The sequence below is a fragment of the Neorhizobium sp. PAMB6716 genome, assembly GCF_058242805.1.
Genome location: NZ_JBZAYW010000003.1, coordinates 221,383 through 242,601, shown reverse-complemented (window position 1 = coordinate 242,601; position 21,219 = coordinate 221,383). Strand labels below are relative to the sequence as shown.

At 61.4% G+C, this 21,219-nt stretch carries 19 protein-coding genes; 17 read left to right on the top strand and 2 right to left on the bottom strand.

Translation table 11 applies throughout. The annotated features are described in order from the left end of the window. The first annotated feature begins 69 nt into the window (after positions 1–69). From AC4CWH_RS26120 to bglB, 7 genes are all read left to right on the top strand, one after another. Positions 70–1,056, top strand: coding sequence for an ABC transporter permease (locus tag AC4CWH_RS26120; RefSeq protein WP_491322420.1), 987 nt, complete (start codon positions 70–72; stop codon positions 1,054–1,056). A gap of 76 nt (positions 1,057–1,132) precedes the next feature. Then, on the top strand, positions 1,133–2,227 hold the full coding sequence (locus AC4CWH_RS26115; protein WP_491322542.1) for an ABC transporter permease: 1,095 nt from the start codon (positions 1,133–1,135) through the stop codon (positions 2,225–2,227). A 13-nt stretch (positions 2,228–2,240) separates the two neighbouring features. Further along, positions 2,241–3,293, top strand: a complete 1,053-nt coding sequence (locus AC4CWH_RS26110; protein ID WP_491322419.1) for an ABC transporter ATP-binding protein — start codon at positions 2,241–2,243, stop codon at positions 3,291–3,293. After that, positions 3,290–4,336 (top strand): ABC transporter ATP-binding protein, encoded by a 1,047-nt coding sequence (locus tag AC4CWH_RS26105; RefSeq protein WP_491322418.1) that lies wholly within the window; start codon positions 3,290–3,292, stop codon positions 4,334–4,336. The genes AC4CWH_RS26110 and AC4CWH_RS26105 overlap by 4 nt, the downstream gene beginning before the upstream one ends. Next, the gene (locus tag AC4CWH_RS26100; RefSeq protein ID WP_491322417.1) at positions 4,333–5,616 is read left to right on the top strand and encodes an HAD family hydrolase; all 1,284 of its coding nucleotides are present in this window, start codon (positions 4,333–4,335) and stop codon (positions 5,614–5,616) included. Before AC4CWH_RS26105 ends, AC4CWH_RS26100 begins: the two co-directional genes overlap by 4 nt. Next, on the top strand, positions 5,613–8,129 hold the full coding sequence (locus AC4CWH_RS26095) for a PA14 domain-containing protein (RefSeq protein ID WP_491322416.1): 2,517 nt from the start codon (positions 5,613–5,615) through the stop codon (positions 8,127–8,129). The genes AC4CWH_RS26100 and AC4CWH_RS26095 overlap by 4 nt, the downstream gene beginning before the upstream one ends. Before the next feature lie 34 nt (positions 8,130–8,163). Then, entirely contained in the window at positions 8,164–9,243 is a 1,080-nt protein-coding gene (bglB, locus tag AC4CWH_RS26090; protein WP_491322415.1) for a beta-galactosidase BglB, read from the top strand. A gap of 104 nt (positions 9,244–9,347) precedes the next feature. On the opposite strand, the gene iolG is transcribed toward bglB, so the two are convergent. Next, complete coding sequence (iolG, locus tag AC4CWH_RS26085; RefSeq protein WP_491322414.1) at positions 9,348–10,340, bottom strand: inositol 2-dehydrogenase; 993 nt, start codon at positions 10,338–10,340, stop codon at positions 9,348–9,350. Positions 10,341–10,465: 125 nt separating this feature from the next. On the opposite strand from iolG, the gene AC4CWH_RS26080 reads away from it, so the two are divergent. The 8 genes from AC4CWH_RS26080 to AC4CWH_RS26045 all read left to right on the top strand — a co-directional run bounded on the left by AC4CWH_RS26080 (position 10,466) and on the right by AC4CWH_RS26045 (position 17,946). Then, a complete protein-coding gene (locus AC4CWH_RS26080; protein WP_491322413.1) occupies positions 10,466–11,281 on the top strand; it encodes a MurR/RpiR family transcriptional regulator in 816 nt (271 codons plus the stop codon). Between the two features lie 112 nt (positions 11,282–11,393). Further along, entirely contained in the window at positions 11,394–13,316 is a 1,923-nt protein-coding gene (locus AC4CWH_RS26075) for a bifunctional 5-dehydro-2-deoxygluconokinase/5-dehydro-2-deoxyphosphogluconate aldolase (RefSeq protein WP_491322412.1), read from the top strand. Further along, a complete protein-coding gene (iolD, locus tag AC4CWH_RS26070) occupies positions 13,313–15,133 on the top strand; it encodes a 3D-(3,5/4)-trihydroxycyclohexane-1,2-dione acylhydrolase (decyclizing) (RefSeq protein WP_491322411.1) in 1,821 nt (606 codons plus the stop codon). Before AC4CWH_RS26075 ends, iolD begins: the two co-directional genes overlap by 4 nt. 1 nt (position 15,134) lies before the next feature. Continuing rightward, positions 15,135–16,034, top strand: a complete 900-nt coding sequence (iolE, locus tag AC4CWH_RS26065) for a myo-inosose-2 dehydratase (protein WP_491322410.1) — start codon at positions 15,135–15,137, stop codon at positions 16,032–16,034. 30 nt (positions 16,035–16,064) lie between these two features. Then, positions 16,065–16,319, top strand: a complete 255-nt coding sequence (locus tag AC4CWH_RS26060; protein WP_491322409.1) for a hypothetical protein — start codon at positions 16,065–16,067, stop codon at positions 16,317–16,319. Beyond that, positions 16,316–17,125, top strand: coding sequence for a 5-deoxy-glucuronate isomerase (iolB, locus tag AC4CWH_RS26055; protein ID WP_491322408.1), 810 nt, complete (start codon positions 16,316–16,318; stop codon positions 17,123–17,125). Before AC4CWH_RS26060 ends, iolB begins: the two co-directional genes overlap by 4 nt. 235 nt (positions 17,126–17,360) lie before the next feature. Beyond that, a complete protein-coding gene (locus AC4CWH_RS26050; protein WP_491322407.1) occupies positions 17,361–17,657 on the top strand; it encodes a type II toxin-antitoxin system RelB/DinJ family antitoxin in 297 nt (98 codons plus the stop codon). After that, positions 17,644–17,946 carry a type II toxin-antitoxin system RelE/ParE family toxin gene (locus AC4CWH_RS26045; RefSeq protein WP_491322406.1) on the top strand — a complete coding sequence of 101 codons (303 nt, stop codon included), beginning with the start codon at positions 17,644–17,646 and terminating at the stop codon, positions 17,944–17,946. Before AC4CWH_RS26050 ends, AC4CWH_RS26045 begins: the two co-directional genes overlap by 14 nt. Positions 17,947–17,982: 36 nt before the next feature. Here AC4CWH_RS26045 and AC4CWH_RS26040 read toward each other — a convergent pair whose 3' ends face one another. Continuing rightward, the gene (locus AC4CWH_RS26040; protein ID WP_491322405.1) at positions 17,983–19,017 is read right to left on the bottom strand and encodes a LacI family DNA-binding transcriptional regulator; all 1,035 of its coding nucleotides are present in this window, start codon (positions 19,015–19,017) and stop codon (positions 17,983–17,985) included. Between the two features lie 134 nt (positions 19,018–19,151). Here AC4CWH_RS26040 and AC4CWH_RS26035 point away from each other — a divergent pair, with 134 nt between their 5' ends. Then, positions 19,152–20,180, top strand: coding sequence for a Gfo/Idh/MocA family protein (locus AC4CWH_RS26035; protein WP_491322404.1), 1,029 nt, complete (start codon positions 19,152–19,154; stop codon positions 20,178–20,180). Between the two features lie 26 nt (positions 20,181–20,206). Beyond that, positions 20,207–21,109 (top strand): sugar phosphate isomerase/epimerase family protein, encoded by a 903-nt coding sequence (locus AC4CWH_RS26030; RefSeq protein WP_491322403.1) that lies wholly within the window; start codon positions 20,207–20,209, stop codon positions 21,107–21,109. Positions 21,110–21,219: the final 110 nt, after the last annotated feature.

The following is a 21,219-nucleotide window of genomic DNA, read 5'->3' as shown; positions in this document are numbered from 1 at the left end:
GCGTGACGGCAAAGGCATCTTGCCTTTGCAGAGGTAGAACTGTGCCGCTGACAAAGCGGAGGAGACACCATGCTAGGTTACATTATCCGGCGTTCGATGTGGGCCATTCCCACGCTCGCCTTCGTCTCGTTCATCTCCTTCCTGATCATCCAGCTGCCGCCGGGCGATTTCGTCACCGCCTATGTGGCGCAGCTGCGCAATGGCGGTGAATACATCACGGATGTGCAGGAAGCGCTGATGCGCGAGCAATATGGTCTGAACGACCCCTTGCTGGTGCAATACTGGCGGTGGATTTCCAACATCGTCTTCTACGGGGATTTTGGCCGCTCGCTGGAATGGAACGCGCCGGTGAGTTCCCTCATCTGGGAACGGCTGGGGCTCACCCTCATCCTGTCTTCCGTTAGCCTCGTCTTCACCTGGATCATCGCCATTCCCGTCGGCGTCTATTCCGCCACCCGGCAGTATTCGGCCTTCGACTACATTTTCACGGTCTTCGGCTTTCTCGGAAAAGGCGTGCCGGATTTCCTTCTGGCGCTGATCCTGATGTGGGTCGCCTTCATCTGGATGAACCTTGATGTCGGCGGGTTGATCTCGCCGCAGTTCGAGGGTCAGCCCTGGGGCGTCGCCAAGACGATCAACATGCTGTCGCATGTGTGGATCCCGCTCGTGGTGCTGGCAACCGGCGGTGCGGCGGGCCTCATCCGTGTGATGCGGGCGAACATGCTGGACGAGTTGCGCAAGCCTTACGTGGAAACCGCCTATGCGCAAGGGTTTGGGGAGCGCACAGTGGTGTGGCGTTATCCGGTGCGCGTGGCGCTCAACCCGTTCATTTCCACGGTCGGCTGGGCGCTGCCGGCGCTGTTTTCCGGCGATGTCATCACCGCCGTCGTTTTGAACCTGCCAACGACAGGGCCGCTTCTGCTGCAGGCGCTGAAGATGCAGGACATGTATCTTGCCGGCAGCTTCATTCTCATTCTCAGCGTCTTCACCGTCATCGGCACGGTGTTGTCCGACATCCTCCTTGCGCTGTCTGACCCGCGCATCCGGTTCTCGTGAGGCACCCATGACCGATATCCAGACCTTCGAAAGTGCCGCCACCCTTGCCCCTTCACCGCCGCTTGCACCGAAGGAAATGGCGCGGGAGGAAAACCTCTACACCGCAAAACCCTGGACGCTGATCTGGTGGCGGTTTCGCAAACATCGGCTGGCGGTGGTTTCGCTCGGCTTCATGATCGTGCTGACGGTGCTTGCCATCTTTGCCGATTTCGTTTCGCCCTATCTGCCCTTCAGCTTCAACAAGCTGAACACGTTTGCGCCGCCAAGCGTCGTGCGCATCATCCATGACGGCCAGGTGCAGCGGCCCTTCATCTACGCCATAAAACGCACCCGCGATCTCGATACCGCCCGCGTCGTTTACGTGGAAGATCGCGCCAAGGTGCTGCCGATCCGCTTTTTTGTGGAGGGGGAAAGCTATCGCCTGCTCGGCCTCGTTGAGACGAAGACGCATATCTTCGGCGTGGATGACAAGCGCCAGCAGATCAACCTTCTCGGCACGGATTCGCTCGGTCGCGATCTCTTCACCCGTCTTCTGCATGGCGCGCGCGTTACGCTGTCTGCCGGCCTGATCGGAGTTGCCTTCTCCTTCGTGCTCGGCCTGACGCTCGGGGCAATCTCCGGTTATTACGGCGGCTGGCTCGATGCCGGCATCCAGCGGCTGATGGAGTTCATCCGCTCCATCCCGACAATCCCGCTCTGGATGGGGCTTGCCGCAGCGCTTCCCATCGCCTGGGATCCGCTTTTCGTCTACGTGCTCATCACCATCATCCTGTCGCTCATCGGCTGGACGCATCTCGCCCGTGTCGTGCGCGGCCGCTTCTTTTCGCTGAAGACCGAGGATTACGTGCTGGCCGCCCGCCTTGCCGGCGCCTCCGAATATCGCATCGTGACCAAACACATGCTGCCGGCGATGACGAGCTATATCATTGCGGCGCTGACACTTGCGGTGCCGGAAATGATCCTTGGCGAAACGGCGCTCAGTTTCCTCGGTCTTGGCCTTCGCCCGCCTGTTGTCAGCTGGGGTGTGCTGTTGCAGGACGCGCAGAACCTGCGCAGCATCTCGCTTGCGCCCTGGCTTCTCGCCCCCGGCGTTGCCGTCGTGCTCGTCGTCCTTGCCTTCAACTTCATCGGTGACGGATTGCGCGACGCAGCCGATCCCTACGGCCAGTGAGGGGAGAAAACTCATGAAACAGCAAAACCCGGCGCTTACTCCGATGCCGCCCGAACGCCTGCTCGAACTCGATAATGTCGGCGTGCATTTTCCCACCCGCGAAGGGTTGGTGAAGGCGGTGAACGGCGTTTCCTATCATGTTAACCGCGGCGAGGTGCTTGGCATCGTCGGCGAAAGCGGCTCGGGCAAGTCGGTCACGGCCCGCTCCATCATGCGCCTGCAGGCGAAAAACGCACTCGATGCCTCCGGCACGATCCGCTTTCGCCGCCAAAGCGGCGCAGAAGTGCTGATTTCCTCCGAAGACCGCCAGTCGCGCACCATGCGCCAATTGCGCGGCGGCGAGATCGGCATGGTGTTTCAGGAGCCGATGACGGCGCTGTCGCCCGTCCACACCATCGGCACGCAGATCGCCCGAACCGTCATGCTGCACCGGAAAGTGTCGAAGGCGGAAGCCCGCGCTCAGGCCATTGCGCTTCTGACCCGCGTGCAGATGCCGCGCCCCAACGATATCGTCGATCGTTATCCGCACCATCTCTCCGGCGGCATGCGGCAGCGGGCGATGATCGCGCTCGCGCTCGCCTGCGATCCGGTGCTGCTGATTGCTGACGAACCGACGACGGCGCTCGATGTGACCACAGAGGCGCAGATCCTCGAACTGTTGAAATCGCTCCAGCAGGAGCTGAACATGGCGATCGTGTTCATCACCCATAATTTTGGCGTGGTGGCTGATATCGCCGACCGCGTCGCCGTGATGTATCTCGGCCGCGTGGTGGAAACCGGCACCGTGGACGAAATTTTTTATGAGCCAAAACACCCCTATACACAGGCGCTGCTGCAATCCATTCCGCGTCTCGGCAAGAGCCATGGTCGCAGGCTGCGCACGATCTCCGGCATGGTGCCGGATCCCTACAACGTGCCGCCCGGCTGCTCCTTCCATCCGCGCTGTCTGAAGGCCGTCGGTGGCGTGTGTAACGTCACGACGCCTGAGGACGTGGTGTTTCTAAGTGGCCAGAGGGCGCGCTGTCATTATGCCGGCGACATTGCAATTGCGGAGGCGGCCCAATGAGCACTGCACCGACCAAGACGATGCACGACGACACGCTGATTTCGGTGCGCGGCGCCAAAAAATATTTCCCCGTGACCGAAGGCTGGTTCAACCGGCAGGTCGCCACCATCAAGGCGGTGGATGACATCACCTTCGATATCAAGAAGGGCGAAACCTTCGGGCTGGTCGGCGAAAGCGGATCGGGCAAATCCTCCATCGCCAGGCTGATCCTGCGCGCCTATGACCTGACGGGCGGCGAAATCCTGTTTCGCCGGGCAAGCGGCGAGGTGATCGATATCACCACACTCGGCGACCGCGAGATGCGCGACCTGCGCCGCGAAATGCAGATGATCTTTCAGGATCCCTATTCCTCGCTCAATCCGCGCATGACGCTGCTGGATCTCGTCGGCGAGCCCATGGTGATCCACGGCGTCGGGTCGGCAGGCGAAATCCGCGACCGGGTGGCGGAGCTTTTAGGCCTGGTGGGCTTGAGGCCCGAATATGTCACGCGTTATCCGCATGCCTTTTCCGGCGGCCAGCGCCAGCGTATCGGCATTGCCCGGGCACTGGCGCTTAATCCGAGTTTCATTGCCGCAGACGAGGCGGTGTCGGCGCTCGATGTGTCGGTGGCGGCCCAGAACATCAACCTGATGCAGGATCTGCAGGAAAAGCTCGGCCTCACCTATCTCTTCATCACGCATGATCTGGGCATGGTCGAGCATATCTCCGACCGCGTCGGTGTGATGTATCTCGGGCGGTTGATGGAAGTCGGGCCAACCGATGTCCTGTTCAGGAAGCCGCTGCATCCCTACACGGAAGCGCTGCTGGCCGCCGTGCCGCAGCCCGATCCCCGCGGAAGCCGCACCCGCAAGCGCGTGCCCCTGAAGGGCGAGATTGCCGATGCGATGAACATCCCGACCGGCTGCCCCTTCCACCCGCGCTGCCCCTATGCGGACGAAAAATGCCGGGCCGAAGTGCCGGCGCTGCGCGCCCTCGACAACGGCCGGCAGGTGCGCTGCCACTATGCCGAAACGCTCGATCTGGTGGGAGTGGCGGCGCAATGAACAGCATGCCTGTACAGTCTGGAGAACTGTCGGCGCTGGCTGTTGCGGTCGCGGATGCCGATCTGCACCTTGCCACGCGCCATCACCCGCTACTGCGCCTCGACGCGCGTGAACCCTTCCTGCCGCTGGCTGCCGGTTATGCCGTCTATCGGCAGGAGGCGCAGTCGGTCTCGTCGAAATTTCGCATCCGGCCGGTTGCCGCCTGCGTCATCGAATATGCCCTCTGGTACGATTGGGACATCCAGCATCTCTACGATCTCGAACATGTCTGGGTGCATCTGGACGAAAACGGGCGTGTGGTGAAGGTGGAGGCCTCCCGCCACGGCGCCCGCCGTGTCATGCTGCGGCCGGACCGGTCACTGCCGGTGGAAGAAGGCCGACCGATGCTTTATGTCGAGCCCGGCAAACATGCCCATTGGGCGGATGGCAAGGAGATGCAGGCGAAATCCGGCACACTGGTCTCGGCCATGTGCGGGGCTTTTGCCGGGAGTGAAGGCATTCACCTCTCGAACCGCTTTTCCGACCGCGGCCTGATCTGCGCCACGCCGCTCGAAATCCGGCTGGCGCGGCTGAAGATGAAGCGGGCGGCGTTTTCGCCCTCCTTCACCTTCGAGCGCACGGGAGACGAAGGGCAGGGGATGACGCTTGTGCCATGGCCGGTGCTGGAGGCCTGGATACCGTCGCGTGTGGCGCGGCTTGTGAAGGCGCTGCCGGCAGAGGTGCCGCATCTGGTCGCCGTTTTCCTCGATTGCGGCGATACGCTGGCCGACGAGGTAACCGAGGAAAAAATTTCCGGCACCGAGGTGGTGGTGAAGGCAGAGCTGATCCCGGCCGCCGGCGAGGTGGTGCATCGCCTCGTGCAGAGCGGATACCGGCTGGCGCTGGTGGCCGATGGGCCGCGCGCCACATTCGAAAACATTCTGGGCGCCCATGGTCTCTGGGATTGTTTCGAGGCGCATATCATCTCCGGCGATATCGGCGAGCTGAAGCCGTCGAAAAAGATGTTTGCGGCGGCTTGCGAAGCCCTTCGGCTTGGCCCGGAGGATCGCGCCCGCACCGTCATGGTCGGCAACAATCTCGAGCGCGATATTCTCGGCGCCAACCGCTTTGGCCTCATCAGTGTGTTTCTCGCCTGGTCGAAGCGGCGCAGCCACAAGCACCGCCTGCGCCGCGAGCGGCCGCGGCTCACCCTGTCCCATATCTGGCAATTGCCGGACCTTCTGGAGCGCATCGAGCTTTGCCTGCCGATGCCCGCCGGCAAGACGGAGATCGACGCATGAAAACCAACCTGAAATCCGAGGACGCGCCAGATAATGGCGGCTTTGCCATAACGCCCGGCCAGTCGGTCACCGCCTGGGCGATGTCTGCGGTCCATGCGGTCTATTATCCGGGGGAACCGGCGCTCGCCGAGGACCGGGTGAACTATCGCTTCATCAACGGTTTTGTCGATGTCGGCGATTTGCCCTGCCGGGTTGCCCTTTGGGCTGAGATAAAAACCCGCACGGTCAGCCTCGAAGCCGATTTTCCGGTCGAGGGCCTGTACCTGCCGGGTTTTAACCGTCGGGTGGAATTTTCCGGTTTCTGGCATCGACCGACGCGGTTGTCGCGCTGGCTGAAGACGCGATTGGTGCCTGAGCGCGGCGGCGATTACCGCTTTCGTCTGGCCACCTGCGGCGGTGTACGGATCTGGGTGGATGGCGCCGAGCAGGTGGTATTCGAGCCATTCCGCCGCAACCGCGAGAGCGAGACGGAGATCACGCTGTCGCTAAAAGCCGGCGGCAGCGACGTGGTGGTGCTGACCGAGGAACTCGCCGAACGCGATGCGCTCTGGTATTTTGAACTCAGCCTTCTCGATCCGGCGGGCCTTTCTGCCGAACTGCCCATCGATGTTTCCGATGCCACGCTTGCGCTCCTCAAGGATCTCGCCGTCGAAGTGCGGCCGATGCCGCTCCATGTGCGCGACGGTCGCCTGACGCTGAAGGTGGAGCGTCCGGCCGCCATTGATGTCGCCGTCCACGCAAAGATCCTGCCGAGCGTGCATATGCGGACCAAGCCGCCGCTTCTGGACGTGACGGGTGTGCTGAAGGCAGGTTCAACGACGGTGAGCCTTCCCGGTGCCGAAAATCTGCCCGATGGCTACCATCCGCTGTGGCTGACCTTTTCCATTGGCGATACCCGCATCGAGCGCCACATCGATTTTGCAACGCTTGCCGAACCGATGCGCGATCTTTCCGGCCTGTCGCTCGCTGACCGCAAGGCAGCGGTTCTCGATTATCTGGCCGATCACGGCGAGCAGCGTGCCGGCAAGGCAATTGCCATGATGGCGGCCGGACGGCCGGTTGATGCAGTGTTTCGCGAGATCATCGATAACACGCTTGATGCCATCGATGAACGTCGCGATTGCTCGGATTTCGTGCTCGTGCCGCTTCTCTGGCTCTACGCCGACTATCGCGACCGCCTGCCGGAGGAGATGCAGGAAAAGATCCGCCAGACCATTCTCAACTACCGCTATTGGGTGGATGAGCCGGGCAATGATGTGATGTGGTTCTGGAGCGAGAACCACGTTCTGTGCTTCCATGTGTCGCAATATCTGGCGGGACGGCTGTTTTCGCGTGCCGGCTTCCCATGTTCCGGCCGGATCGGGGCCGAACAGGAAACGCTCGCCCTCGAGCGGCTGATGAAGTGGTTCGACAGCGTCGAGCAGCATGGTCTCGCCGAATGGAATTCCGCGGCCTATTACCCCGTCGATTTCATCGGCCTGTTTGCGCTCGAACATCTTGGCGAAGGCCAGGTGAAGACGCGGGCGAAAACCCTCATCGATCGCCTGTTCCTGATGATCGGCCTGCACACGCTGGACGGCGTTCCCGCCGGCACCATGGGCCGCGCCTATGACAAGGAATTACGCGCCGGCCCGCTGACGGAACTTGCCCCCTTTGCCACCGTCGGTTTTGGAAAAGGCTGGTTCAACGATGGCGTGGCGTCCCTTACCATGTTTGCCGCAGGCGGTTACGTGCCGCCGGAAGAGGCTGCCGCCGTGGTCTCGCCGGCCCCCAGCCAGGCGCTCAGCGCCCATTACGTGCAGGGCCATGACGAGGCGGCGCGGCTGGTGCTCTACAAGAGCGCCCATGTGCAGCTGTCCTCCATGATGGATGGAAAGCCCGGCGGGCGCGGCCATCAGCAGCATGTGGTGGATGTGCGCCTTGCCGGTTCTCCCTTCGCCCGCGCCTGGATCAACCATCCCGGCGAAGACGATCCGTGGGGGCACCAGCGTCCATCCTACTGGGCCGGCAACGGCTCTATGCCGCGCGCGGCGCAATATGAGAACGCGGCATTGCTCCTCTACGATCTCGGCGAGGAGCCGCGCATCGCCTTTACCCATGCCTATGTGGAGGCCGATGCCTTCGATCTGGTGGAACGACTGGACAACTGGATCGTGCTGCGCAGCGGAAAAGGCTTTGCCGCGCTGACGGCGACCAATGCCATCGAGGCCGTCACCACGGGACCGGGCGCCGGCATCGAATTTCGCGCCCCTGGCAACCGCTGCGGCTGGCTGACGCTGGTTGCGGAAGGCAAGGGGGAGGCCGCATTATCAGCCTTCCGGCAGTACCTTTCGGCCGTGTCCCTGACGCTTGCCGGCGAAGGAGAGGCGCTTCAACTGGCGCTGCACGCCCCTGATACACCCGCGCTTACCCTCGACTGGAACGACGGTCTTTTGGTGGAGGGCGCACCCTACACCTTCCCCAACCGCACGCTTGTACCGCAGATCCGGCATTTCGATGCCGTGTCCTTCTGACCCCTCGACGCCATTGCCAAGACAGGACATTCCGATGCTGATGCAGCCCGAACTTCTTTCCGAAACGCTTTCCCGTGTCGCTGTCGGCCTTGCCCGGCTGAAGGGGATCAACGAGACGGTCGCCGCACCCGACGGAACCTACGATCTGCAGTTCGATGAATGGGACTGGGAAGTCGGCGTTGGTATTTACGGGCTCATCCGCCATGCGGAAGCGGTGGGTGACCGCTCGCTGATCGAGGCGATTGCCCGCTGGTATGACTGGCAGATCGGTCGGGGCCTGCCGCCGCGCCAGGTCAACTCCTCCTCGCCGATGCTGGCGCTGTCGATCCTGATCGACCATGTCGACCGGCCGGACTGGGAGGCGCTTGTGGAGGATTGGGCCGACTGGCTGGTGACCAAACTTGCCCGCACCGCAGACGGCGGTTTCCAGCATGTGGTGAAGGAACGCATGAACGATGGCGAGCTGTGGGACGACACGCTGTTCATGACGTGCCTGTTTCTGGCCCGCGCCGGACAGCGTTTCGGCCGTCAGGACTGGATCGAGGAAGCGTTTTACCAGTTCCTCGTGCATGAGCGGTATCTCGCCGATCCTGTCACTGGGCTGTGGTATCACGGCTGGACCTTTAACGGCCGCCACAACTTTGCCAATGCCTTCTGGGCACGCGGCAATTCGTGGATCACTGTTGCCATTCCCGAACTGTTCGGGCTGGTCGATCACATTCCGCACCATCTGCGGATGCATTTCACCCATGTGCTCCGAGCCCAGGTGAAGACGCTTGCCGCCCACCAGCGCGACAACGGCATGTTCTGCACGCTGGTCTGCGATCCGCAGTCGCCGGAGGAAACGTCTGCCACGGCGGCCATCGCTTACGGCATCCTGCGCGGCATCGATCTCGGCCTCTTGGAGAAGGATCTGAAGCCGGTTGCGGCAAAGGCGCTCGATGCGGTGATGCAGCGCATCGACGACACGGGCATCGTGCTGGAAGTTTCCGATGGCACGCCGATGGGCCATACGCTGGACTTCTATCGCCAGATCCCCAACGTGCCGGCGCCTTACGGGCAGGCACTCGTGATGCTGCTTCTGGTGCGGGCGATGGCCGAAAAAGAGGGCTGAGGCTTCCCCGTCAAGGGACGGGCGGGTTGGAGGTTTTGGTCCTCCTGAAGAGAGCGGCGCCAGCAACAGGAGCTGGCGCCGCTCTTTTTATTGGTGAGGCGGTCTCAGGCCAGCGTGACGACGGTGCCTGATGTGGCGGATTTCAGCGCCGCATCGGCAAGCTTCAGCGCCAGAAGACCATCTTCGGCAGACGGAGACGGCGCCGTGCCCTTGTCGAGGCAATCGATGAAAGCCGAGATTTCGGCGGCATAGGCCGCAATATAACGCGTCATGAAGAAGTCGTGCAGCGGCGGGCGGGTATAACCGTCCTTCGTCGCCACTTCGATGGAGACGGGGCGCTGGTTTTCAGCGGCAACCGAACCCAGCGAGCCATGCACTTCGATGCGCTGGTCGTAGCCATAGGTGGCGCGGCGCGAGTTGGAGATGACCGCCTGACGGCCGCTGGCGGTCGTCAGGATCAGGCTCGCACTATCGAAATCGCCGGCTTCGCCAATCTTCGGATCGACCAGAACGGCAGCGGATGCCATTACTGTCTTGATCTCTTCGCCGAGCAGATAACGCGCCATGTCAAAGTCATGGATCGTCATGTCGCGAAAAATGCCGCCGGAGACCTTGATATATTCGACCGGGGGAGCGCCGGGATCACGGCTGGTGATCGTTACCATCTCGACCTTGCCGATGGTGCCCTTGTCGATTTCGGCGCGAACCGCCTGGAAATGCGGATCGAAACGGCGGTTGAAGCCGAGCATCACCTTGGCGCCGGTTTCCTTGACCACATCGATGCAGGCCTGGGCGCGCGCGACGTCGAGATCAATCGGCTTTTCGCAGAAGATCGCCTTGCCGGCGCGGGCGAACTTTTCGATGAGGTCCGCATGGGTGTTGGTCGGCGTGCAGATGATGACCGCGTCGATTTCGGGGTTGGCCAGAACCGCATCGATGGTGCTGACCGCGCAGCCGGCCTCGTCGGCAATCGCCTTTGCGGCGGCTTCCATGGCATCCACCACGGCCACCAGTTTTGCACGCGGATCCGACGCGATGGCCTTTGCATGCACCTTGCCGATACGTCCTGCCCCAAGCAGGGCCAATCTCGTCACCATGGGTTTCTCCTCCACTGAATGGTTTTCCGGCTCGGACTGCAAAGCCGACGCTCGATTTGGAATATCTGTTCCATTTTGCTAGAGTGCGGTCATATTCGTGTCAAGCGTAGAAAAAGGACGATTGCATGACAGAGGCAGGTGCGCCGGCAAGCGTGAAGGAATTCGAGGAGAGGCTGCTGGACGTTTCCGTCACCCTGCCCAAGCGGTTAAAGCAGTGCGCCGACTATGTGGCGGCCAATATCGACCGGATTGCCGTCTCAACGGTCGCCGAAATGGCCGACGGTGCGGGTGTCCAGCCGTCGGCCTTCATGCGCTTTGCCCAGATCATGGGTTTTTCCGGCTATTCGGAAATGCAAAAACTGTTTCGCGAGAGTTATGTCGGAGGCTGGCCGGATTATTCGACGCGGCTCGATCACTTGCGCGAAAAGGGTGAGGGCAGCGCCTCGCTGCTTCTGGCGGAGTTTGTCGAGGCGGGCCGGTCGTCGCTCGAAAATCTGCTCAAAACCGTGGATCCGCAGGCGCTTGAGGAGGCGGTCCGCGTTCTCTCAGGCGCCAACCTCATCCATATCGTCGGCCTTCGCCGCTCGTTTCCGGTTGCAAGCTACATCGCCTATGCGTTTGAAAAGATGCAGGTGCCTGCCATGCTGCACAGCGTGGCTGGCCGGCTGGACAGTTCGAGCGCCATCCGGCCGGGTGATGCGCTTCTGGCGGTCACGTTCGCGCCCTATTCCAGCGAAACACTCGACCTTGTCGAGGCGGTGCGCGGGCGCGGCGTGCCGGTGGTGGCGCTCACCGATACGGTGGTCAATCCCCTGCGCAAGCTTGGCACGACGCTGCTCACCGTGTCGGAGGTGGATTTCGGCGCCTTCCGCTCGCTGTCTGCCACGCTCTGTCTTGCCATTGCGCTTTCGGTTGCCGTCGGCACGCAGCGCTCAGTCTGAATATTCGTATTGAAATCTCAAAAAATAGAATTTATGGTCCAAAAATGAGATCCGGTCCGGGAGAGACCGAGCCAGTTGCCGCGCCCCTCGGGTGCGGTTTGAGGAGGATAACGTGAAGCCACTCGATCTGATCACCATCGGACGTTCGTCCGTAGACCTTTATGGCGCGCAGGTGGGCGGCCGTCTGGAGGATATGTCCTCCTTCAACAAATATATCGGCGGATCGCCGACGAATATAGCGGCTGGCGCTGCGCGTCTTGGCTTGAAGAGCGCGCTCATCACCCGCGTCGGGGCCGAGCATATGGGCCGCTTCATCCGCGAACAACTGGTGCGCGAAGGTGTCGACGTGCGCGGCGTGGTGACCGATCCCGAACGGCTGACGGCGCTGGTGCTTCTCGGTATCCGCGACGAAAACCAGTTTCCGCTGATCTTTTACCGCGAAAACTGCGCCGACATGGCGCTCTGCGAAGACGACATCGATCCGACCTTCGTGGCAGAGGCGCGCTGCGTCACCGTCACAGGCACCCATCTGTCGCATCCGCGCACGGAAGCGGCCGTGATGAAGGCGCTGAAGCTGGCGCGGGAAAACGGCGCGCAGACGGCGCTCGACATCGATTATCGCCCCAATCTCTGGGGTCTTGCCGGCCATGAGGCGGGCGAAAGCCGCTTTATCGAATCCGCCAAGGTGACGGAAAAGCTGCAGGGCACGCTGCATCTGTTCGACCTCATCGTCGGCACCGAAGAGGAATTCCACATCGCCGGCGGCTCCACCGACACGCTGGAGGCGCTTCGCGCCGTGCGCAAGGTTTCCAAGGCCGCTCTGGTCTGCAAGCGCGGGCCGATGGGGGCTGCCGTTTTCGAAGGCGAGATCCCCGACAGTCTCGACAAGGGCCAGACGGGTCCGGGTTTTCCGATCGAAGTGTTCAACGTGCTCGGCGCCGGCGATGGTTTCATGGCAGGCCTTTTGAAAGGCTGGCTGACGGGTGAGGACTGGCCGACGACGCTGAAGTTTGCCAATGCCTGCGGTGCTTTCGCCGTCTCCCGCCACGGCTGCACGCCAGCTTATCCAAGCTGGGAAGAGCTGCAGTATTTCTTCAGGACGGGCATCCAGAACAAGGCGCTGCGCAAGGATGCGGCACTGGAGCAGGTGCATTGGTCCACCAACCGCAAGGGTGACTGGTCGACCATGCGCGTTTTTGCCTTCGACCACCGCATGCAGCTGGAAGCGATGGCGGAAGAGGCGGGCGTGGCCACAGACCGCATCGGCGCCTTCAAGAAACTCTGCCTTCAGGCCGCAACCACCGTTGCGGATGGCCAAAAAGGTTATGGCATTCTCTGCGATAGCCGCCTTGGAAAAGAAGCGCTTTATGCCGCTGCCGGCACCGGTCTATGGATCGGCCGTCCCGCCGAATGGCCGGGCTCGCGCCCGCTGACGCTGGAGCCGGAACTGGGCCTTGATTGCGGTGGCCTTGGCGAATGGGCTGCCGAGCATGTGGTGAAGGTTTTGTGCTTCTATCATCCAGATGATACCGCCGAGATGAAGAAGGACCATGAAGATACCGTAAAACGCCTGTTTGAGGCAGCCCGCCGTAACAGGCTGGAATTCCTTCTTGAAGTGATCCCCTCGAAGGTCGGCCCGGTGGATGACGACACGACGGCTGCAATCATCGACCGTTTCTACGAGATCGGTGTTTATCCCGACTGGTGGAAACTGGAGCCGATGAAGACGACGGCCGCCTGGGCCAATGCCTGCGCCGCTGTAGAGCGTCATGACGCCTATACGCGCGGTATCGTGGTGCTCGGTCTCGATGCACCGCAGGTAGAGCTTGAGGAAAGCTTTGCGCTTGCGGCCGGTTTTGATCTGGTCAAAGGTTTTGCCGTTGGCCGCACGATCTTCGGCGATGCAGCCCGCAAATGGCTGGCCGGCAAGATCAGTGACGCGGACGCCATCGATGATATGGTGGCCCGATACAAGAGCCTCTGCGCGATCTGGGATGGAGCGCGTGCAAAGGCCGTTCAGGGAGGACAGGCATGAAAACGATCCGTTTGACGGCAGCACAGGCGATGGTGCGTTACCTCGCCAACCAGCTGAACGAGGATGGCGTGCCCTATATCGCCGGCGTCTGGGCGATTTTTGGCCACGGCAATGTCGCCGGCATCGGCGAGGCGCTTTACGGCATTCGTGAGGAATTGCAGACCTTTCGCGGCCAGAACGAGCAGTCGATGGCCCATGCGGCGATTGCCTATGCCAAGCAGCTTGGCCGTCGCCGCGCCATGGCCGTGACATCGTCCATCGGCCCCGGCGCCCTCAATATGGTCACGGCGGCAGCGCTCGCGCATGTCAACCGCCTGCCGGTTCTCTTCATTCCCGGCGACGTGTTTGCCAATCGCGGACCCGATCCGGTTCTCCAGCAGATCGAGGATTTTGGCGACGGCACGGTTTCGGCAAACGATTGCTTCAAGCCGGTCAGCCGGTATTTTGACCGCATCATGCGCCCCGAGCAGCTTTTGACGGCACTGCCCCGCGCCATGCGTACGCTGACCGACCCCGCCGATTGCGGCCCTGTGACGCTGGCCTTCTGCCAGGATGTGCAGGCGGAAGCCTATGACTACCCGGAAAGTTTTTTCGAGACAAAAACCTGGCGCTTCAGACGCCCCGAGCCGGATATGGCGGAATTCGAAGCGGCGGTTGCCGCGCTGAAGGCCGCGAAAAACCCGGTCATTGTTGCCGGCGGCGGTGTGCATTTTTCCGGTGCGACGGACACGCTGAAAGCCTTTGTCGAAAAACACAAAATTCCGGTTGTCGAAACGCAGGCCGGCAAGTCGGCGCTTGCCTGGGATCACGCCTTAAATTTCGGCCCGGTCGGTGTGACCGGTTGCGAAAGCGCCAATATCGTCTCGGAAAAGGCCGATCTGGTGCTGGGCATCGGCACGCGCTTCCAGGATTTCACCACCGGTTCCTGGGCGCTGTTCAAGAACCCGAACCGCAAGATTCTGGCGCTCAACGTGCAGGCTTACGACAGCGCCAAGCATGATGCCATTCCGCTGGTGGCCGATGCCAGGGTCGGGCTTGAAAAGCTCTCGGCAGCGCTGGGCGATCATGCCTTTGGCGAGCCGGATGCGAGCCTCAAAGCCAGCTGGTTTGCCAAGGCCGATGCTGTCACGGCAGCACCCACGGATGCCAATACGCTGCCGACCGACATGCAGGTGATCGGCGCCGTGCAGCGCGCCTCGCGCGACAATACGGTCATCATGTGTGCCGCCGGCACCATGCCGGGCGAATTGCACCAGCTGTGGAAAGCAAAACTGCCGCTGTCCTACCATATGGAATACGGCTTCTCCTGCATGGGTTATGAGATCGCCGGTGGCCTCGGCATCAAGATGGCCGAGCCCGAGCGCGACGTGATCGTCATGGTCGGCGACGGTTCCTACATGATGATGAATTCGGAGCTGGCGACCGCGGTCGGCATGGGCGTGAAGATCACGCTCGTGATCACCGATAACAGGGGTTATGGCTGCATCAACCGGCTGCAGATGGGCACCGGTGGGGCCGAGTTCAACAATCTCTACGCCCATTCGAATGTCAGCCCCATCGGCATTGATTTTGCCGCTCATGCAGCATCGATGGGTGCGAAATCGCACAAGGTCTCCTCGATTGCCGAGCTTGAAACCGCGCTCAATGCCGCCCGCGCGGCCACCGAGACGACCGTGATCGTCATCGATACCGATCCCTATCCGACGCCGGATGCCGGCGGTTACTGGTGGGATGTCGCGGTGCCCGAAGTTTCGGAAAGACAAGAAGTCACAAACGCCCGCGCCGCTTATGAAGCCGCGCTCAAGGAAAGACAGTAAGATGGTTCTGTTTGGCACCAATCCCATTGCCTGGTCGAATGATGACGACCGCACGCTCGGCGCCCATATCAGCCTGGAGCAGTGCCTGGACGAGACCGCCAAGATCGGTTTCGACGGCATCGAAAAGGGCCACAAGCTGCCGACCGATGCGGCAGGCCTCACCTCGGTTCTGGAACCGCGTGGCCTCAAATTCGTCTCCGGCTGGCATTCGCTCAACCTTTTGACCAATTCTGTCGAGGACGAAAAGGCCGCCATGCAGCCTTTCCTCGATGTGCTGAAGGCCATGGGCTGCAAGGTCATCATCGTCTGCGAAACCTCCAACGCCATCCATGGCGCCGATGATACTGCACTTGTCGACCGTCCGAAGCTTAGCCCGGCAGACTGGGAAAAGTTCGGCGCAGGCGTCGAGGCGCTGGCTGAATATTCGGCATCACAGGGCATCTCGCTGGTCTACCACCACCACATGGGAACGGTGGTTGAGAGCGAAGCGGAAATCGATCTGCTGATGCAGCACACCGGCCCGCATGCCAAGCTGCTGCTCGATACCGGACATTGTTATTTCGGCGGCGGCAACCCGGAAGCAGTGGCCCAAAAGTATATGCACCGCGTCGGTCATATCCACGCCAAGAACGTGCGCCCTGTGATTGCCAATCAGGTGCGCAATGAAAAGCTGTCGTTCCTCGAAGGTGTGCGCCGTGGCGTGTTCACCGTTCCCGGCGATGCCGAAGGCGGCGTCAATTTCCCGCCGGTTCTCAAGATTGCCGCAGAGCATGGCTATGACGGTTGGGTGGTCATTGAAGCCGAGCAGGATCCGGATGTGCGCAATCCCTTTGAATACCAGAGCCTGGGGTTGAAATCGCTGAAGGCTATGGCCAAGGATGCGGGCCTGATCTCCGCCTGAACCCGCGTCTTGACCTAAAGGAACGACCTTTTGAAATTTCTCGATCCCCACCATCCGTTTTTCAAGCCTCTCTGGCGGCGTATCCTCACGGCTGCGCTGCCGATAGCCTGGGGTGGGGTCGAGCTTTACAACGGCTCAACCGGCTGGGGCATGCTGTTTCTCGCAGCCGGCGCCTATGCGGCTTACGAGCTGCTGATCATGTATGACCGGACCATGGCGAACGCCGCCGCCGAACAGGCAGCCAGGGACGCCGCCCGGGACGCCACAAAGGGAGATGAGGAATGAGTGATCTGCTGCGCAAGCCCACGGGGAAAACCGGCAAGGTACATGACATCACACCGGAAAGCGCCAACTGGGGTTATGTCGGTTTTGGTCTCTATCACCTGAAGCCCGGCGAAAGCGCTGCCGAACCAACCGGCGAGACGGAGGTGATCCTCGTTCTTGTCGAAGGCAAGGCCGAGATTTCCAGCGCCGGCAAGGCGTTTGGTGAGCTTGGCGATCGCATGAACGTGTTCGAGAAGAAGCCGCCGCATTGCGTCTATATACCGGCCGGCGCCGACTGGTCGGCGACCGCCAAGACCGATTGCACGCTTGCCATCTGCACGGCCCCGGCAAAGCCCGGTCGCGAAGCCGCCATCATCGGGCCAGCCGGCATCACGCTCACCGAACGCGGCAAGGGCGCCAACATCCGCCACATCTTTCCGATTGCCATGGAAGAGCGCGATGTCGCCGACAGCCTGCTCGTGACGGAAGTCTTTACCCCCTCCGGCAACTGGTCGTCCTATCCGCCGCATCGGCATGACGAGGACAATTTCCCCGACATGACTTATCTGGAAGAGACCTATTATCACCGCCTCAACCCCGACCAGGGCTTTGGGTTTCAGCGCGTCTTCACCGAGGACGGCTCGCTGGATGAGACGATGGCGGTGTCTTCCGGTGATGTGGTGCTGGTGCCGAAGGGGCATCACCCCTGCGGCGCGCCTTATGGCTATGAGATGTATTACCTGAACGTCATGGCCGGCCCGATGCGCAAGTGGCGCTTTGCAAACCATCCGGACCATGACTGGATTTTCAAACGCGACAACCCCTGACAGCCTGTCCGATAATTCCCTCTGGCGGGCTGCAAATGGCGATTTCTGCTTGTCCGGTGCTCACGTACTTCTAAGTACGCTCCGCTCCGGTTCTCGAAATCACCATTTTCGCCGCGCCAGAGGGAATTCTTGAACAGGCTTGAAGGCTTCTTCTTGGCCGTTCACTGAACGGGCAGGGCTTGATTGTCTCTCAATTGAGAGACATATTGACCCTTCCCGAGAGTGGAGAGGCCCGATGAGCAAGACGGCGATGTTGCATATCCGCGTGGATGAAACGCTGAAGGCCGAGGCTGCCGAAAAGCTTGCAAGCTTTGGCCTGACGGTGTCGGACGCCGTGCGCATTCTTCTGACGCGGGTGGCGAAGGAAGGCGGGCTTCCGGCCGGGCTGACGGCTGATCCGGAAGCCTATGACCGCTGGTTCCGCGCCAAGGTGCAGGAAGCGCTGGACGACAGCCGCCCTGCCGTTGCGCATCAGGACGTGATGGACGACATGCAGGCCCTCATCGACAGGAAGCGCCGTGCCCGTTCTTGAATGGCGCCAGACTGCCCGCGACGACCTCTTTTCCCTCATCGATTACATCTCTGACCACAACCCGGATGCGGCACAGTTGCTGATGGACGAGATCGAGACGAAAGCACTTCACCTGCTGGCGCACCCGAAAGCATGCCGTGCGGGTCGTGTGACCGGCACCCGCGAAATGGTGGTGCGCTCCAATTACATCGTGATCTACGCCGAGGATGATCGGGCCGTGACCATCCTGCGCGTCCTGCACGCCGCCCAGCAATGGCCGCCGGCCCCGAATGCCGAGGATGAAAACTGAGACGATGTGCGGCGGCGGCTGGTCTCGGCTTTGGCCTTACGCCGGCAGAACGCCGCCGTCGCTTTCGCCCTCGATCAGTGTCATCGGCCAAAGCTGGCGCCTCACCGCATCGGGATAATGCTGCGCAAAGGCCGGCATGGTGGCGAGCAGGCTTTCGGCCATTGCAATGCCCAGTTCGCGCAGCGCCGGCTTGAAGCAGGTGAGGCGGGGTGTCAGGAACTGTGCGAGCGGGCTGTACTGGCCGATCACCGCCACATCCCGACCGGGTTTCAGGCCAGCCTCCTCAAGTCCGCGATAAAACCCGATCACCGTTGCCTCGTTCACCAGCACCATGGCGGAAGGGCGGTCGGCGCTCTCGATCAGGGACCGCGCCAACTGGTAACCGCCGGTTTCGTTCGGGCTGGAGCGGAACACATGCGCCTGATCGAGAAACAGGCCGTGGTGCTTCAGACGAGCGCGGCAGCGATCTTCGAAAATCGGCCCGAGATTGATATCGCCATGGGGACGGCTGATTGCGATTTTCCGGTGTCCGCGCGCCACCAGACGATCGATGGCGGTATCGGCCATGCCTTCGAAATCGAGGTCATACCAGGGCTGGCCGACGTCGCTCTGGCTTCGGCCAAGTGTGATGAAAGGAATTTTCGCCTTTGAGAGCGTGCCGAAGCGATGATCCTTGATGCGGGTTGCCGACAGCATGATGCCATCGGCAAAGCCACGTGCCACGATGCGCTTCATATAGGCATCCGGATCTTCCTCCGATGAGCAGAGGAGGGCGACAAGATCGAGCTTGTGGCGCGCAAGGACCGTCTGCACGCCATCGAACACGGTCATGAAGAAGGCATCACCCTGTCCAGTGATTTCATGGCCGGTCTGCATCATGAAGCCGATAATGCCGGTTGCGCCCTTGCGTAGCGATCGTCCCGCCTGGTTTGCCACATAACCGAGGGCTTCGGCTGCTTCCAGCACGCGCCGGCGCGTTTCCTCGTTCACATCAGGCTTGCCATTCAGCGCCCGCGAAACCGTCCCGATGGAAATGTCGAGATGGTCTGCCAGCTGGCGGATGCCTTTCATGAACGGTGATCTCCCGGTTCCGTGATCGTTTACGAAAAATCTATTGACACAGGACAAGGCCTGTTACTAGGATCGTAAACGTTTACGGAGTGTTGTGGAAGAGGAGTTTCGCAACAGCCGCCGGGAGGATTGCAGTGACATATAATGCCGTTTTATGCGGGTGCGGAGCCATGGCCAAAGGCTGGCTGCGGGCGCTTGACGCAACGCCGGAGCTGAAGGACGCGGTGCGTCTCGTAGGCCTCGTCGATCTCGACATCGGAACCGCTCGGGCGCTGGCCGATGAGTTCGGGTTGCACGACATCGCCATCGGAACCGACCTTGATGCCATGCTGGCAGATGTCCGTCCCGATATCCTGTTTGACGTGGTGGTGCCGGCAGCGCGTGCGGGCGTGGTGGAAACCGGGCTTTCGCACGGATGCCATGTGCTGAGCGAAAAGCCGCTCGCGGCCTCCATGGACGAGGCAAAACATCTGGTGGCACTTGCCGAAAAGGCCGGAAAAATTCACGCCGTGGTGCAGAACCGTCGTTTCATCTCCGGTGTCCGGCGGCTGCGCCGTGCCGTGGAAGAGGGGCTGATCGGCGAATTGACCGCCATTCACTGCGATTTCTTTCTCGGGCCCCATTTCGGCGGTTTTCGCGACGCCATGCAGAATGTGCTTTTGCTCGATATGGCGATCCACACTTTCGATGCGGCCCGCTTCGTCTCGGGCAAAGCGCCGCTTTCGGTCTATTGTGTTGAAACCAACCCCTCCGGCTCCTGGTATGCGCATGGGGCGGCGGCAAGCGCCATCTTCCGCCTCTCGGGCGATGCACTGTTTACCTATCGCGGCTCCTGGTGCGCAGAAGGCCGCCGCACCAGCTGGGAAAGCGCCTGGCGGCTTGTGGGCTCCAAGGGTATGCTGACCTGGGACGGCGAAGAGGCGTTCGAGGCAACCATTGCCGGCAGCGAGCCGGGCCTTCTTTCAGGCTTTGCAACGGTTGCCGTGCCGGACGTGCCAAGCGAGGCGCAGACCCACGGCCATGCCAGCGTGCTTGCCGATTTTCTCACCGCCATCCGCGACGGGCGCGCGCCGGAAACCGCAAGCGCCGACAATATCAAGAGCCTCGCCATGGTGTTCGGCGCCATCGAAAGCGCCCGCACCGGCTTGCCCGTCCATTTCTAACGCTTAACGATAGGGAACCGATCCCCATGAGTAATCCCGACCAGTCCATCCGCATCGGCACCATGATCAGTGCCAGCGCCGGCAAGGCCGCCACCCGCATCGCAGATATCGCGGATATGGGGTTTGAAAGTTTTCAGCCGTTTTTCTGGCAGACCACCAACGGCCAGGACCTGGCCGAGCTTGGCAAGCGTTGCGTCGACGCCATCGGTGAGCGTGACATCACCATGACGACCATCGGCATGTTCGGCAATCCGCTGGAGGAAACCGATATCGACCGGGATACGCTGCAAGGCTGGAAGGATTGCATCGACAATGCCCATCATTTCGGCGCCACCTGCGTCGCCGGTTTTACCGGGCGCGTGCGTGGCAAACCGCTGACCGACAGCCTTTCCCGCTACCGCGAAATCTGGAGCGAGCTTGGCCGGCGCGCTGCCGATAAGGGCGTAAAAATCGCGTTTGAGAACTGCGCCATGGATGGCAACTGGCAGAGCGGCGACTGGAACATCGCCCACAATCCCGATGCCTGGGAACTGATCTTCAACGAGACGCCGGACGAACATTTCGGGCTCGAATGGGAGCCCTGCCACCAGATGGTCTATCTCATCGATCCGCTGCCGCAGATCCGCAAATGGGCTGCCCGCATTTTCCATGTCCACGGCAAGGATGCCACCATTCGCTGGGACGTGATCCGCGAGCACGGCATATTCGGCAAACACCCCTTCGTTTTCATGCGCACGCCGGGCTTTGGCGACAGCAACTGGACGGACGTGATTTCTGAACTGCGGCTTGCCGGCTGGTCCGGCTCCATCGACATCGAAGGATGGCATGACCCGGTCTATCGCGATGCGCTGGAAATGACCGGGCAGGTGCATGCACTGAAATATCTGAAGAATTGCCGGGGCGGCGACTTCGTTCACGACCCGCAGTGACAGTCTGTTCAAGAATTCCCTGTGGCGCGGCGAAAAGGGTAATTTCGAGAACCGGAGCGGAGCGTACGTTTGGTACGTGAGCACCGGAAGCGCAGAAATTGCCCTTTGCA